Source organism: Pseudomonas phytophila, from assembly GCF_025643095.1.
Lineage (GTDB): Bacteria > Pseudomonadota > Gammaproteobacteria > Pseudomonadales > Pseudomonadaceae > Aquipseudomonas > Aquipseudomonas quasicaspiana.
Map to the genome: position 1 here is coordinate 1,656,805 of NZ_CP081201.1, position 15,014 is coordinate 1,671,818.

Consider the following 15,014-nt stretch of genomic DNA (forward strand, 5'->3'; position numbering starts at 1 on the left):
GAGACTCGGCGCTCATCCAGCAGCATGCTCGTAGCTTGAAGCCATCCTGAATGTGTTGGCTTCGCCTGCCATTCGATTTCGTCAGAGAGGTATTTCGCCCTTCGACACCAATCACGACACGCGGCAAGCCAGTCTTCTTCAACCATTATCAATTCCAGCGGCTTGAGTCAGTAGCTTTTAGCGCTACTTTGGGTGAGGAAATGCTAATGAAAGTCAGGGAGGATTGCTGTCGGATTAATCTGTTAATGGCTTGCGATGTTTCGCCGTGGCAGGCAGGGAGTGGCGCATTCGTGATACTGCATGTCTCAAGTCGGGCTGGACTCAAGTGCAAGTGAATAGGTGCCCCATCCTGTGGACTTCATCTGGAAAAAAGTCCCTCCATTATTCCTGAATAACCTCCTGTTCTTCAGCGCTCGCGCTTATAAAGCCAACGGGCCTTATGCCTCGCGTCCGTCGGATGGACCAGCCCTCAAATTGAAAACCCCTCTCTTGATTCGCTATCATTCCGACGTCGCAATCCGACCACCAATGGAAAATACATTGCTCCATTCGAACTGGCTGCCTACGCCGCCTTAGCGTTTCGCCCCCCTCGCAATACCCTGACCGCCTTCTAGCTGCGGTCTCCTTCTGCTGCGTGTCTTTATTGGCCGTGGCAACACCACAACTCTACTGAAACAGACGCATCTGCCTTACACAGCGCCGTCCGCGCTTTGCGTAGTGGTGCGTTTGCCATGGGTAAGTCTATGTTTGAAAAAATCAAAGCCGCCTGGCTATGTAACGTGCGGGCAGATGTGCTCGCGGGTCTCGTTGTCGCATTGGCGCTCATTCCTGAGGCCATCGCTTTTTCCATCATTTCCGGCGTCGACCCCAAGGTGGGTCTCTACGCGTCGTTCTGTATCTGCACCGTGATCGCCTTCGTGGGCGGTCGTCCCGCCATGATTTCTGCTGCGACAGGCGCCATGGCTTTGCTCATGGTGAACCTGGTCAAGGATCACGGTCTTCAATACTTGCTGGCCGCCACCTTGCTATGCGGAGTCATCCAGATCCTCGCGGGTTATCTCAAGCTGGGGGAGTTGATGCGCTTCGTATCGCGCTCCGTGGTCACCGGGTTCGTCAACGCGCTGGCCATACTGATTTTCATGGCTCAGTTGCCTGAGCTGACTGACGTCACCTGGCCGGTGTATGCGATGACCGCCGGTGGTCTGGCGATTATCTATCTTTTCCCGCGCATACCTTTGGTTGGGCGGCTGTTACCGTCGCCACTGGTGTGCATCATCGTGTTGACTGCGATTGCGGTCTATCTCGGTCTGAACGTGCGTACCGTTGGAGACATGGGGTCTCTGCCTGACAGCCTGCCTATCTTCATGTGGCCTGAGGTGCCGCTGAACTTCGATACGTTGCTGATCATCCTGCCTTACTCAGCCGCACTGGCCGTTGTCGGACTGCTGGAATCCATGATGACGGCGACCATCGTCGACGACCTGACGGACACCACTAGCGACAAGAACCGCGAGTGCAAAGGGCAGGGCATTGCCAACGTCGCGACGGGACTTATCGGCGGCATGGCAGGCTGCGCGATGATTGGACAATCCATGATCAACGTGAAATCGGGCGGCCGGACGCGTTTGTCGACACTGAGTGCTGGCGTGTTACTGCTGATCATGATGCTGTTTCTGGGCGACTGGCTGGCTCGTATTCCCATGGCCGCTCTTGTTGCCGTGATGATCATGGTATCGATCAGCACCTTCAGTTGGGCGTCCATCCGCAACCTCAAGCAATATCCGCTTTCGACCAACATCGTGATGGTCGTCACCGTCGTTGTGGTCGTCGCCACTCACAACCTGGCTTACGGCGTCATTGCCGGGACGCTCCTGGCCGCAATGTTCTTTGCCAACAAGATTGCCCGTTTTCTGGACGTCACTTCCCAGCGTGATCCGGAACATAGTCACCGCACTTACTACGTCACCGGGCAAGTGTTCTTCGGCTCTGCAGATCGCTTCACCAACGCCTTCGATCTCAAGGAAGAACTTGAAACATTGACCATCGACTTGCGTGGCGCGCATTTCTGGGACATCACAGCAGTGGCCGCTCTGGACAAGGTCGTGCTGAAACTGCGCAAGACTGGTGCCGTGGTTGATGTGATCGGCATGACTCGGGCGACGGCTACGTTGGTGGATCGCTTCGGTGTGCACGACAAGCCAGATGGGATTGATACGCTGATGGGGCATTAATGCCGCGAGACGGCTGCTTTGATCGGTTTCGAACTGCTGGAGGAACTGTCTCGTGCTCTCGCGCTTGGGTTCATAGGGTTCGCGAAAGCAAGCGCGAGCCTCTGTGTGATGGAAACCGATCAAACTTGCATGGCTACTCATGGAGGGATGTACAAGCTTGTCTGGCCGTCGAAAGGGTAGACTCCCACCGATACCGCCAAGCCATCCGCCAATATCAGAAAGTGACATGAGGGTGAAACATTGCACGCAGTGACCAGATTCTTATTATGCATGCTCGTGTCAGCAGGCTTTAATGCAACCAGCGTGCTGGCTAGCTCCTATGAAGACAGCAAAAGCGAAAGCCTCTTGAATACTCACTACTTTGGCAGATTTGAAATCGCACTGCCTCGCGGGTCGGAAATCTCTGCAGACTATAAAAACTTTGACGAAAAAATAGAGTGGGTCAGCAACGAGGGAGACTCCCATATAAATCAAGCTGTGGACCAGAAAGTAGAAGACTTGAAAAAAGGCATAGCGGTCGGCACTTTCAGTGTTTACGAGAAAACGGTCCCTCTTGACAATGGAAGCGTATTGCTCGTTTCGCGATTTAACAAGTTTTATACCTTTAACGTATACCTGCTCACTGCCAAAAATACGCTTTACCACATGATGGCAGCAAACATATCTGAACAGGGCCTGGAGGGTGGCATCGAGAAAATGCGCCTGTTAAGTAATTCCATTTACTCCCGACCGCCACACCAGGCTCCTCCGCAGGGTGGTTTTGCAATAGAGGCGGGCTACACGACGCTTGGTAGCGAAAAGTTCTTGGAGTCTGTTTACATGGGCGCGCAAATTGCGGGACATCCAGGTACCTATATCAGCTTTCTCACAAAGGCAATTTTTACTCAGGAAGACAGCTTGATAGAGCGATTTGAAAAACGTCAGTACGACGTGTCGATAGGAGAGCTTGCTAATTCCGGCAGTATCAAGACCCTCAGGAAAAGGCCTCGCCTGGTAAACGGAATTCAGGCTGAGGAAGTTGCGGTTAGCGCCCGCGTAGATGGCAAACAGTTTTATGCTTTCCAGCTAGAGTACAAAGGCACAGTAGAGTCCAACACACGGCCTTATATTGCGCTTGAACTCGGTACGCACGAGAAAGGCAGCGATTTTAAATCCGATGAAGACGCGTTGAAATTCTGGGACGGGATTGTCAATAGCCTGAAACCGCTGCCTTGATCGGTGGCTCAAGTAACCGTGTGAGTCGTGACGCTTGGTGTTACGACTTGCACGGTTTTGCTTTGGCGCTCCCAATCACAGCGAGACTCAAGCGTCAGCGAATCTGCGCACCAACTTTGCTGATTTCATCCGCCGAAAGGTCTCGCCAATCCCGTGGAGATATCCCGTACTCCGCGCTCGCAGCTTCAAGCACTTCTTCAAGTGAATGATAGAGATGGTCGCCGTCAACGATGTTTGGGTAATCGTTATAGCGAATAACCAGATAAAAAACCTCATCCTCCGTGGTCACCAGACCGAACGCCACCAGCGCTGCGACGCCTGAATCATCCGGCTGCTTTAGTGCTGCGAACAGGTAGCTCGGTTGTGAAGCCATGGTGTTGCTCCTCTAGCGGTTTGCGGGATGAGCGGCCTGGTTATCCTTGACCTCTTCCAGGCGACCGCCGCAGTCAATAAACGACTCCTCGTAATTCTGCCGACAGATCTTGCTTTGCGCCGCCCCAGGGTCGACCGGCTCCGAGCCGCAGGGGTTTGAAATTTGCGGGGTCGCTGGGGTCTGCTGCATGCAGGCTCGGTAGCCTACCATTCGCCCCTCGTAAATTGCCCGCTGGCCTTGAGCGCTTTGCTCTGCCCGTTTCTCACAGGCCTGAACTCTTGCATCTAGTTGAGCCACGCAGCGCTGACCCTGCTCGGTTTCGGGTTTGACATAGCGGTAGTGCGTGCAGGCGGCGAGGTTGATTAGGGCAAGGGCGGCGAGGGAGATAACAGTGAGGCGGCCAGTCATGTATTTCATATCCGTATGGGTAAACAATGCGCTTTTCTTATCGCTGATCCCGCATTGTGATGCTAGGAAAGCCCGGCAGCAGGTCTGCTGAAATCGCTCGGGAGCGACGATCTAGAGCGCTTGCCACGTGGACTTACGTAACCAAAAATGCGTCAGTATGAGTTCCATTAATGAGCTGTCAATTCAAAGTGGAAACGGATGCAACCATTCTGTATGCGTGTCCGCCAGATGGAATTCAAAGCGGATGGAACGGTGCCCCTACTTGGTATTCGCTCCGCGTGAAGCCCGAATAATCATGTAGTTCCTGACCGGCTGCAGCGATCTCTGCCTGCCAATGTTCAAGCGCTAATGCAGCGAACCCAATCACTGGCCAGCTTTGACCCTGTTCCGCTCCACCTTGCGCAGACCCTTGGCAAGCAACCAATAAAAAACGATAAGCAACGGTATGGGCTGCGTGGCTATCAGCATCGCGCGTTTAATTTCCGACAGGCCTTGTGGATGGTAATTCTCAAATACATTGGTCAGTACGATAATTGTCACCAGCGACGAGAACATGTAGCACATACAGACCGCCATGATCCGGAAGAAGATTCGCCACGCTCGGGAGGGATGGTCGATATTCCTGGAGGCTGGTGAAGCAGTCGGATTTGGGCAAACGACGCAGAAGCCTATCATTCCAGCCACGAACTGGAATGTCACGACGCACACTAGCGGTGACATGAGGGATAACCCGCGCCGATTGATGATGAGGTAGACAAACGATTGGCCCATCCATGAGTGTGGGTTGGAGATGCGATCAACGAATTCTTACTGACACTTCCTACGCGCTTTAGGTCTGCACCGGAAAATTTTTCCTTGTGTAGTGTACGTGACAGTCATGTGTGTCATACCTTGCGGCGCTATCTTCAACCCGGTGCCTTCGGATCTCAGGAGGCCAGCAAGCCCTGGCAGGTCACCGTCTTTTATTATCGGAAAACCCAAATCCCACCCACAAAAAAACCGGCGCAATGGCCGGTTTCTATGTATTCAAGCTGCATTGAGCGGCAGCTTGAAGTGTGTCGTGGTGCCCCGAGGGAGAATCGAACTCCCACTTCTTTCGAAAACGGATTTTGAATCCGCCGCGTCTACCAATTCCGCCATCAGGGCTCAATGGCGGCGAAGTCTACAGACGGTATTACCGTTGGTCAATCACCTTTCATGGTCAATTTTGTCTCTTTCCGCTAAACTTCGCGGCCCTGCTAGACGAACTCGATCATGCGCGTTGCTGACTTTACTTTCGAACTCCCTGATTCCCTGATCGCTCGCCACCCTTTGGCCGAGCGCCGCAGCAGTCGTTTGTTGACCCTGGACGGGGTGACGGGCGCGCTGGGGCACGAGCATTTTTCCGATTTGCTGGAGCATGTACGCCCCGGTGACTTGATGGTGTTCAACAACACCCGAGTGATTCCGGCGCGCTTGTTCGGCCAGAAGGCGTCCGGCGGCAAGCTGGAAATTCTGGTGGAGCGGGTGCTGGACACGCATAGCGTGCTGGCCCATGTGCGGTCGAGCAAGTCGCCCAAGCCGGGGTCGATGATTGTTATCGATGGCGGTGGCGAAGCCGAGATGGTCGTGCGTCACGACACGTTGTTCGAGCTGCGCTTTACCGAGCCGGTCTTGCCGTTGCTGGAACGCGTCGGTCATATGCCGTTGCCTCCTTATATAGACAGGCCCGATGACAGCGCCGACCGCGAGCGTTATCAGACCGTCTATGCCCAGCGTGCCGGTGCGGTTGCTGCGCCGACCGCGGGTCTGCATTTCGATCAGCCGCTGCTGGATGCCATGAAAGCCAAAGGCGTGGAGATGGCGTTTGTCACCCTGCACGTTGGCGCGGGCACGTTCCAGCCGGTGCGGGTCGAGAAGCTTGAAGACCACCACATGCACAGCGAATGGCTGGAAGTCGGCCAGGATGTGGTGGATGCCGTGGCGGCCTGTCGTGAGCGCGGCGGTCGGGTGATTGCAGTCGGTACGACCAGCGTGCGTTCGCTGGAAAGTGCCGCGCGCGACGGTGTGTTGAAGCCGTTCAGCGGCGACACCGATATCTTTATTTTCCCGGGGCGTCCCTTCCATGTGGTCGATGCCCTGGTGACCAACTTTCATTTGCCGGAATCCACGCTGTTGATGCTGGTTTCGGCATTCGCCGGTTATCCCGAGACCATGGCTGCCTACGCGGCTGCAGTGGAAAACGGTTACCGCTTCTTTAGTTACGGTGATGCGATGTTCATCACCCGCAATCCCGCGCCGACCGCTCCCAAGGCATCGGGCCCAGAGGATCACGCATGAGCCGCACCAGTCGTATGTCTTTCGAGTTGTTGGCCACTGACGGCAAGGCGCGTCGTGGTCGATTGACCTTCCCGCGTGGCGTGGTGGAAACCCCGGCGTTTATGCCGGTGGGCACTTACGGTACGGTCAAGGGCATGCTGCCGCGTGATATCGAAGCCACCGGCGCGCAGATCATTCTGGGCAACACCTTTCACTTGTGGCTGCGTCCGGGCACCGAGGTCATCAAGGCCCACGGCGACCTGCACGATTTCATGCAGTGGAAGGGCCCGATTCTGACCGACTCCGGCGGTTTTCAGGTGTTCAGCCTGGGCGCGATGCGCAAGATCAAGGAGGAGGGCGTGACCTTCGCCTCGCCTGTTGATGGCGCCAAGGTGTTCATGGGCCCGGAAGAGTCGATGCAGGTTCAGCGTGATCTGGGCTCGGACATCGTGATGATCTTCGACGAATGCACGCCTTACCCGGCTGACGAAGATGTCGCCCGTGTGTCCATGGAGCTTTCGCTGCGCTGGGCCAAGCGTTCGAAAGTCGCGCACGGTGAAAGCACGGCTGCGCTGTTCGGTATCGTTCAGGGTGGCATGCACGAAAGCCTGCGCAAACGCTCGCTGGAAGGCCTGGATCAGATCGGCTTTGATGGCTTGGCCATTGGCGGTCTGTCGGTGGGTGAACCCAAGCATGAAATGATCAAGGTGCTGGATTACCTGCCCGGCCTGATGCCCCCTGAAAAACCTCGTTACCTTATGGGGGTAGGCAAGCCTGAAGATCTGGTTGAGGGTGTGCGCCGCGGAATCGACATGTTCGATTGCGTGATGCCGACCCGCAATGCCCGCAACGGTCATTTGTTCATTGATACAGGTGTATTGAAGATCCGTAACGCGTTCCATCGTCATGATGATTCGCCGCTGGATCCGACCTGCGATTGCTACACCTGTCAGAACTTCTCGCGCGCTTATCTGCACCACCTGGACAAGTGCGGCGAAATGCTGGGAAGCATGCTTAATACGATCCACAATTTGCGGCATTACCAGCGCCTTATGGCTGGTTTGCGCGAGGCTATTCAACAAGGTACATTGGCCGCCTTTGTCGATGCCTTCTATGCCAAGCGCGGGATTCCAACGCCGCCGATGGACTGAGTCAAAACAAGTTTTTCTGCTTTCTACTTAATTATGCAACTGGAGTGCTAAATGAGCTTTTTCATCTCTCCCGCTTTCGCGGATGCTGCTGCACCTGCTGCCGGCCCTATGGGTGGCGGTTTTGAATGGATCTTCCTGGTCGGCTTTCTGGTCATCTTCTATCTGATGATCTGGCGTCCACAGGCCAAGCGCGCCAAAGAGCAGAAGAACCTGCTGGGCAACTTGCAGAAGGGCGACGAAGTGGTTACTACCGGCGGTATCGCTGGCAAGATCACTAAAGTGAGTGACGGCTACGTGGTTATCGAAGTTTCCGACACTGTTGAGCTGAAAATGCAGAAGGGCGCTATTGCTGCCACGCTGCCAAAGGGCACCCTGAAAGCGATTTAAGATTCAGACTTTTACCAATCGACGGGGCGCGCAAGGCGCCCCGCGTTATAAGCGGGCGGCGTGATGCTGAACAAATACCCTCTGTGGAAATACGTACTGATCCTGGCGGTGCTGGTGATCGGTTTTATTTATTCCGCACCCAATCTCTACCCTGACGATCCAGCGATCCAGATCAGCGGCGCAAGCACTGCGTTGCAGGTGGGTCAGGCTGATCTGGAGCGTGCGAGCAAAGCGCTTGTTGATTCCGGAATCGCGGTCAAGGCCTCTTCCCTGGCCGAGAATGGCAAAGGCGGTTTGTTGCGTCTGACCAAGCAGGAAGACCAACTGCCGGCCAAGGATGTCGTGCGCAAGGTGTTGGGTGATGACTATGTCGTCGCACTTAACCTGGCACGTACCACTCCGACATGGTTGCGTAATCTTGGCGCAACCCCGATGAAGATGGGTCTGGACTTGTCCGGTGGTGTGCACTTCCTGTTGGAAGTTGACATGGACAAGGCGCTGGATGCGCGTCTGAAAGTTTATGAAGGCGAAGTCAAAAGCCTGTTGCGCAAGGAAAAGGTGCGTTATCGCAGCCTGCCGCAACTGGGTGGCGCTATTCAACTGGGGTTCAGCGATGACGCTGCCCGTGAAGAAGCCCGCGTACTGGTTCGCAAGAATTACACCGATTTCGAGATCACTCCGGCTGAACTGAACGGGATTCCTGTTCTGCGCCTGGCGATGACTCCGGCGAAAATCAACGAAATCCGCGATTACTCCATCAAGCAGAACCTGACCACGGTGCGTAACCGGGTCAACGAGCTGGGTGTTGCCGAGCCTCTGGTTCAGCGTCAGGGTGCCAACCGCATCGTGGTTGAGTTGCCGGGCGTGCAGGACACCGCTGAAGCCAAGCGTATTCTGGGCAAGACGGCCAACCTGGAATTCCGTCTGGGCGCAGGTCCGGATGACTCCAAAGCCACTACCGAGATGTTCGAGTTCCGCGAAGGCGGTCGTCCGGCAGCTCCTGTGGAGCGTGGTCTGATCATCACCGGTGATCAGGTGACTGACGCCAAGGCCAGCTTTGACGAACATGGTCGTCCACAGGTGAACATCACGCTGGACGGTCACGGCGGTGATTTGATGAGCCGTGCAACCCGCAGCAATGTGGGCCGCAGCATGGCGGTGATCTTCATCGAGCAGAAGCCAACCACTACTTACACCAAGCAGATGGTCGACGGCGTCGAGAAAGACGTGCCGGTTCAGACCTTCAAGGAAGAGAAGAAAATCATCAGTCTGGCGACCATTCAGTCGCCGCTGGGTGCTCAGTTCCGTATTACCGGTCTGAACGGTCAGGGTGAGTCTTCCGAGCTGGCGCTGTTGCTGCGTGCCGGTGGTCTGGCTGCGCCGATGTACTTCGCTGAAGAGCGCACTATCGGCCCGAGCCTGGGTGCTGACAACATCACCAAGGGTATCGATGCTTCCCTGTGGGGCATGCTGTTCGTGTCGCTGTTCATCATGGCCATCTATCGCTTCTTCGGCTTGATCGCAACAGTCGCTCTGGCGCTGAACATGGTCATGCTGCTGGCGTTGATGTCGCTGCTGAGTGCAACGCTGACACTGCCGGGTATTGCCGGTATCGTCTTGACGATGGGTATGGCGGTGGACGCCAACGTGCTGATCTTCTCGCGGATACGCGAGGAAATCGCCAATGGCATGACTGTCCAGCGTGCGATTCATGAAGGTTTCGACCGCGCCTATACCGCGATCCTCGACGCCAACCTGACGACGCTGCTGGTCGGCGGCATTCTCTTCGCAATGGGCACCGGCCCGGTGAAGGGTTTTGCGGTGACCATGTCGCTCGGGATCTTTACCTCGATGTTCACGGCCATCATGGTGACCCGCGCAATGGTCAACCTGATCTATGGCGGGCGTGACTTCAAGAAGTTGTGGATTTAAGGGGCTGCCATGTTACGTACCATTAACTTCATGGGCGTTCGCAATATTGCGTTCGCCGTTACGATGCTCCTTACTGCTCTGGCGTTGTTCAGCTGGTTCCATAAGGGCCTCAACTATGGTCTGGACTTTACCGGCGGTACGCTGATCGAGCTGACTTACGAGCGTCCTGCCGATCTGGGCAAGGTTCGTGAAGAACTGGTCAGCTCCGGTTATCACGATGCTGTGGTGCAGAGCTTTGGTGCTACTACCGATCTGCTGGTGCGTATGCCCGGTGAAGATCCGCAGTTGGGTTCTCAGGTTGCCGATGCGCTGCGTAAAGCAGGTGGTGACAACCCGGCTACCGTTAAGCGTGTCGAGTTCGTAGGCCCGCAAGTGGGTGAAGAGCTGCGCGACCAGGGTGGTCTGGGCATGTTGCTGGCTCTGGGCGGTGTTCTGATCTACCTGGCTTTCCGCTTCCAGTGGAAGTTCGCGGTAGGTGCGATCATCTCCCTGATCCACGACGTTGTGGTGACCATGGGCATCCTGTCGTTCTTCCAGATCACCTTCGACCTGACGGTGTTGGCGGCGGTGCTGGCGATCATCGGTTACTCGCTAAACGACACCATCGTCGTATTCGACCGCGTGCGGGAAAACTTCCGTCTGCTGCGCAAGGCGTCGTTGATCGAGAACATCAACATCTCCACCACTCAGACGCTGCTGCGTACTGTCGCAACGTCGGTTTCGACCTTGCTGGCGATTGCTGCTCTGTGGGTATTTGGCGGTGACAATCTGGAAGGTTTCTCCATTGCGCTGTTCGTGGGTGTTGTGGCGGGTACTTACTCCTCCATCTACATCGCGAACGTGGTGCTGATCTGGCTGAACCTGACCACTGAGGATCTTATTCCTCCTGTGGTCGTCGATAAGGCTGACGATCTACCCTGATCGCAGTTCTCTCCGAGTATGATGCCAAAAGGGCATGAGTATTGAACTCATGCCCTTTTTTATGCTCCAAGGCTTGGGTTCGTGGATTGCCGAGGCTCACGCTGGAACGGTAACGACCCCAAGCACTGCGTAGGAAACTACGTTTGAGATGGTCAGGAGGTTCACGTGAACAAATCGTTGCTTGTTGGTGCTGTGCTGGGCGCTGCCGTTGTTACGGCTGGCGGTGCTGTTGCCACCTACAGCCTCGTTAAAAGCGGCCCGGAATATGCGGATGTACTGGCAGTCGAGCCGGTTAAACAGCAAATAAAAACGCCGCGTGAAGTTTGCAAAGATGTAACCGTTACCAAGCGTGCTCCGGTCAAGGATGAGCACCAGATTGTGGGCAGTGTGATCGGCGCTGTTGCAGGCGGCTTGCTGGGTAACCAGGTAGGCGGCGGTAACGGCAAGAAGATCGCCACCGTAGCGGGCGCTGTTGGCGGCGGCTATGCCGGTAACAAGGTTCAGGAAGGCATGCAGAACCGCGACACTTATACCACCACCGAAACTCGCTGCAACACGGTCAATGACATCAGCGACAAGGTCGTGGGTTATGACGTGAAGTACAAGTTGAACGACAAGGTGGGTCAGGTGCGCATGGATAGAGATCCAGGCGGTCAGATTCCAGTCAACAAGGAAGGCCAGCTGATTCTGGGTCAAAACCAGCAATAAGTTTTGAGTCTGTGTTGATCAGAAAAAGCACCTTCGGGTGCTTTTTCTTTTTTGGTCTGGCGGAAAGTGGCAGGCACAAAAAAACCGGCACTTGGCCGGTTTTTTATGGGGCTGAATCTTAACGCTTCATCGTGGCCGGCAGGTGCGGTGCGATGGAGGTCAGAACAGCTTTGAAGCATTTGGTGTTACCGGCAACGATGTGGCCTTTCTCCAGGAAGTCGTGACCGCCTGTGAAGTCGCTGACCAGACCGCCTGCTTCCTGAATCAGCAGTGCGCCTGCAGCCATGTCCCACTCGGACAGGCCCGATTCCCAGAATGCGTCGAAGCGACCGGCAGCGACGTAAGCCAGGTCCAGGCTTGCGGCGCCTGCGCGGCGGATGCCTGCGGTCTGACCTACCAGGCTGCGGAACATGCCCAGGTAGTTTTCCAGGTTGTCCATCTGGTCGTCGCGGAACGGGAAGCCGGTGCCGAGCAGGGCGCCATCAAGGCTGGTGCGCGGGCTGACGCGCATGCGGCGACCGTTAAGCTGCGCGCCGTTACCGGCGCTCGCGGTGAATTCTTCCTGGCGAACCGGGTCCAGAACCACTGCGTGAGCCAGACGTCCTTTATGTTTGCAGGCAATGCTGACGGCGAAGTGCGGGATGCCGCGAACGAAGTTGGTGGTGCCGTCCAGTGGGTCGATGATCCACAGGTAGTCAGCGCCTTCGCCGCTGCCTTCATGCATTCCGGTTTCTTCGCCAAGGATGCCGTGAGTCGGGTATGCCTTGCGCAGGGCGGTGATGATCAGTTGCTCGGCAGCGCGATCGATTTCGCTGACGTAATCCTTCGCACCTTTTTCATCGACCTTGATGGTATCCAGGCGCTCGATGGAGCGGAAGATCAATTCGCTGGCGCTGCGGGCGGCGCGCAGCGCGATATTCAGCATGGGCTGCATGGACGTTTCACCTAGGTCGTTAAAGAAAGCCGAACATTGTATTGGCTGTGGCGGAACTTTTCCAGTGGTTAACTGGATGTGTTGAGTATGTCGCCAATGTCGTGGGACCGGCTTTAGCCGGGAGGAGGTCGCTACAGCCGACGCATTTGTATCGTCAGACACTGGTTCCTGTAGGAGCAGAGCTTGCTCGCGATAAGGCTGGACGCAGTTCACTCCAGATTGCATCCAGCCTTATCGCGGGCAAGCCCAGCTCCCACAGGATCTGCGCAATCCTGGGTATTGGTGTGAAGATCGTGGGATCTGCTTTGGTCGGGGAGAGGTCGTTACAGGCGACGCATTTGTATCGTCAGACGCTGGTTCCTGTGGGAGCAGAGCTTGCTCGCGATAAGGCTGGACGCAGTTCACTCCAGATTGCATCCAGCCATATCGCGGGCAAGCCCAGCTCCCACAGGATCTGCGCAGTCCTGGATATTGGTGTGAAGTCGTGGGATCTGCTTTGGTCGGGGAGAGGTCGTTACAGGCGACGCATTTGAGCTGGTCTAATGACCCCGGACACTTCAATAGGGGAAACTATATCCATTGAGGAGTCACCATGACCAAGAAATACAGAAAATTCGATGCCGCCTTCAAGCTTGATGTTTGCAAGCTCATCGTCGATCAAGGCCAGAGTGTGAACTCTGTCTGCCTTGATATGAACCTGAGCGATACGGCAGTGCGTCGCTGGGTTGAGCAATACAAGGCCGAGCTGTTGGGTGGCCCGGGAATTGGCAACCCGTTGACCAGCGAGCAACAGCGTATTCGCCAACTGGAGCAGCAGATTCGTGAGCTGAAAATGGATAATGACATCCTAAAAAAAGCTACGGCCTTCTTTGCCCGCGAATTGAAGTGATCCATCAACTGGTTCACCAATTACAACGTAAGGCCTACCCGGTGGCTCGTCTCTGTCGGGTACTGCGGATCAGTCGCTCCGGTCTTTATGAGGCCCAACAGCGTCGTTTGAAACCCAAGCCCGCCTGTCCGGCAGCGGCCAGGATCAAGGCAGCCTTTGAAGCGTCGGAGCGTTGCTATGGTAGTCGTCGTGTGGTGAGCGCCTTGCGTAAAGAAGGCCTGTCGATTGGTCGCTTCAAGGTGCGCAGCCTTATGAAACAACAAGGTCTGCGCCCGGTCTGGAAGCGTAAGTTCGTTCACACAACCAACAGCAATCACAACTTGCCGGTGGCTGAAAACCTTCTAAATCGCCAGTTCAACCCTGGGGCGATCAATCAATCCTGGGTTGCAGACATTACTTATATCCGCACACGCGGCGGCTGGGTGTACCTGGCAGTGGTCATGGACCTTTTCTCGCGCAAGATCGTGGGCTGGGCCATGGCCCCTCATATGCGAGCCGAGCTGGTAATCAGTGCCATGCAATTGGCTATCGCTCGACGCCAGCCTGAGCCGGGTTTGATCGTCCACTCGGATCGAGGCAGTCAGTACGCAGGAGCGGCTTATCAGGCGCTGCTGACCCGCAATGGAATGCGTTGCAGTATGAGCCGCAAGGGTAACTGCTGGGACAACGCGGTTATGGAGCGCTTCTTTTTGAACCTGAAAATGGAGCGTACATGGAGGAAGGATTACGCCAACCACGCCGAAGCGATAAAGGACATCACGGACTACATCGTTCGGTTCTACAACGAGGGGCGATTGCACTCGAAACTGGGCTATGTGCCGCCCAATCAATATGAGCGGCAAGCAGCCTGACAATCACCGATTGAGGTGTCCGGAAAAAGTTGACCACTGCAATTTGTATCGTCAGACACTGGTTCCTGTGGGAGCAGAGCTTGCTCGCGATAAGGCTGGACGCAGTTCACTCCAGATTGCATCCGGCCTTATCGCGGGCAAGCCCAGCCCCCGCAGGATCTGCGCAATGCTGGATATTGGTGTGAAGTCGTGGGATCTGCTTTGGTCGGGGAGAGGTCGCTGCAGACAACGCATTTCTATCGTCAGACACTGGTTCCTGTGGGAGCAGAGCTTGCTCGCGATAAGGTTGGACGCAGTTCACTCCAGATTGCATCCAGCCTTATCGCGGGCAAGCCCAGCCCCCGCAGGATCTGCGCAATCTTGGATATTGGTGTGAAGATCGTGGGATCTGCATTGGCCGGGAGAGGTCGCTACAGACGACGTATTTGCATCGTCAGACACTGGTTCTTGTGGGAGCAGAGCTTGCTCGCGATAAGGCTGGACGCAGTTCACTCCAGATTGCATCCAGCCTTATCGCGGGCAAGCCCGGCTCCCACAGGATCTGCGCAGTCCTGGATATTGGTGGGAAGTCGTGGGATCTGCTTTGGCCGGGGAGAGGTCGTTACAGGCGACGCATTTGTATCGTCAGAAATGCCGCCTTCCCGGCTAGAGTAGGTCCCGCGTCACGCCCGTATTTAGCAAGCCGCAACCGTTCATGGCGTTCACCTCGGTGGTTC

13 protein-coding genes and 1 tRNA gene are annotated in these 15,014 nt (G+C 55.7%); 9 read left to right on the forward strand and 5 right to left on the reverse strand.

Going from position 1 to position 15,014, the window contains the following annotated elements; all coding sequences use genetic code 11:
* Positions 1–743 precede the first annotated feature (743 nt).
* A complete protein-coding gene (locus K3169_RS07330; protein ID WP_231666134.1) occupies positions 744–2,231 on the forward strand; it encodes a SulP family inorganic anion transporter in 1,488 nt (495 codons plus the stop codon).
* 270 nt (positions 2,232–2,501) lie between these two features.
* Positions 2,502–3,446 carry a T6SS immunity protein Tli4 family protein gene (locus K3169_RS07335; protein WP_263270799.1) on the forward strand — a complete coding sequence of 315 codons (945 nt, stop codon included), beginning with the start codon at positions 2,502–2,504 and terminating at the stop codon, positions 3,444–3,446.
* Between the two features lie 94 nt (positions 3,447–3,540).
* Here the strand turns inward: K3169_RS07335 and K3169_RS07340 are convergent, their stop codons facing one another.
* The 4 genes from K3169_RS07340 to K3169_RS07355 form a co-directional block, all read right to left on the reverse strand.
* Complete coding sequence (locus K3169_RS07340) at positions 3,541–3,819, reverse strand: hypothetical protein (RefSeq protein WP_099267602.1); 279 nt, start codon at positions 3,817–3,819, stop codon at positions 3,541–3,543.
* Between the two features lie 12 nt (positions 3,820–3,831).
* On the reverse strand, positions 3,832–4,254 hold the full coding sequence (locus tag K3169_RS07345; RefSeq protein WP_263270802.1) for a hypothetical protein: 423 nt from the start codon (positions 4,252–4,254) through the stop codon (positions 3,832–3,834).
* Between the two features lie 336 nt (positions 4,255–4,590).
* The gene (locus tag K3169_RS07350) at positions 4,591–4,926 is read right to left on the reverse strand and encodes a hypothetical protein (protein ID WP_164581778.1); all 336 of its coding nucleotides are present in this window, start codon (positions 4,924–4,926) and stop codon (positions 4,591–4,593) included.
* A gap of 362 nt (positions 4,927–5,288) precedes the next feature.
* Positions 5,289–5,373: transfer RNA gene (locus K3169_RS07355), tRNA-Leu, on the reverse strand.
* A gap of 108 nt (positions 5,374–5,481) precedes the next feature.
* Here K3169_RS07355 and queA point away from each other — a divergent pair.
* The 6 genes from queA to K3169_RS07385 all read left to right on the forward strand — a co-directional run bounded on the left by queA (position 5,482) and on the right by K3169_RS07385 (position 11,624).
* Positions 5,482–6,546, forward strand: a complete 1,065-nt coding sequence (queA, locus tag K3169_RS07360; protein ID WP_099267604.1) for a tRNA preQ1(34) S-adenosylmethionine ribosyltransferase-isomerase QueA — start codon at positions 5,482–5,484, stop codon at positions 6,544–6,546.
* 14 nt (positions 6,547–6,560) lie between these two features.
* Positions 6,561–7,676, forward strand: a complete 1,116-nt coding sequence (tgt, locus tag K3169_RS07365; protein WP_095094477.1) for a tRNA guanosine(34) transglycosylase Tgt — start codon at positions 6,561–6,563, stop codon at positions 7,674–7,676.
* 51 nt (positions 7,677–7,727) lie between these two features.
* Positions 7,728–8,063 carry a preprotein translocase subunit YajC gene (gene yajC / locus K3169_RS07370; protein ID WP_099267605.1) on the forward strand — a complete coding sequence of 112 codons (336 nt, stop codon included), beginning with the start codon at positions 7,728–7,730 and terminating at the stop codon, positions 8,061–8,063.
* Positions 8,064–8,126: 63 nt separating this feature from the next.
* Positions 8,127–9,995: a protein translocase subunit SecD gene (gene secD / locus K3169_RS07375; protein ID WP_231672846.1), complete on the forward strand. Its 1,869-nt coding sequence runs from the start codon at positions 8,127–8,129 to the stop codon at positions 9,993–9,995.
* 9 nt (positions 9,996–10,004) lie between these two features.
* Positions 10,005–10,916, forward strand: coding sequence for a protein translocase subunit SecF (secF, locus tag K3169_RS07380; RefSeq protein ID WP_095094266.1), 912 nt, complete (start codon positions 10,005–10,007; stop codon positions 10,914–10,916).
* Positions 10,917–11,081: 165 nt separating this feature from the next.
* A complete protein-coding gene (locus K3169_RS07385; RefSeq protein ID WP_027899883.1) occupies positions 11,082–11,624 on the forward strand; it encodes a glycine zipper 2TM domain-containing protein in 543 nt (180 codons plus the stop codon).
* A 118-nt stretch (positions 11,625–11,742) separates the two neighbouring features.
* On the opposite strand, the gene suhB is transcribed toward K3169_RS07385, so the two are convergent.
* Positions 11,743–12,558 (reverse strand): inositol-phosphate phosphatase, encoded by an 816-nt coding sequence (suhB, locus tag K3169_RS07390; protein ID WP_027899882.1) that lies wholly within the window; start codon positions 12,556–12,558, stop codon positions 11,743–11,745.
* Between the two features lie 592 nt (positions 12,559–13,150).
* Here suhB and K3169_RS07395 point away from each other — a divergent pair.
* Positions 13,151–14,298, forward strand: a protein-coding gene (locus tag K3169_RS07395; protein ID WP_263270807.1) for an IS3 family transposase whose coding sequence is annotated in 2 segments (ribosomal slippage) — positions 13,151–13,406 and positions 13,406–14,298 — 1,149 coding nt in all. Because the reading frame shifts where the segments join, the coding sequence is not laid out codon by codon here.
* Positions 14,299–15,014: the final 716 nt, after the last annotated feature.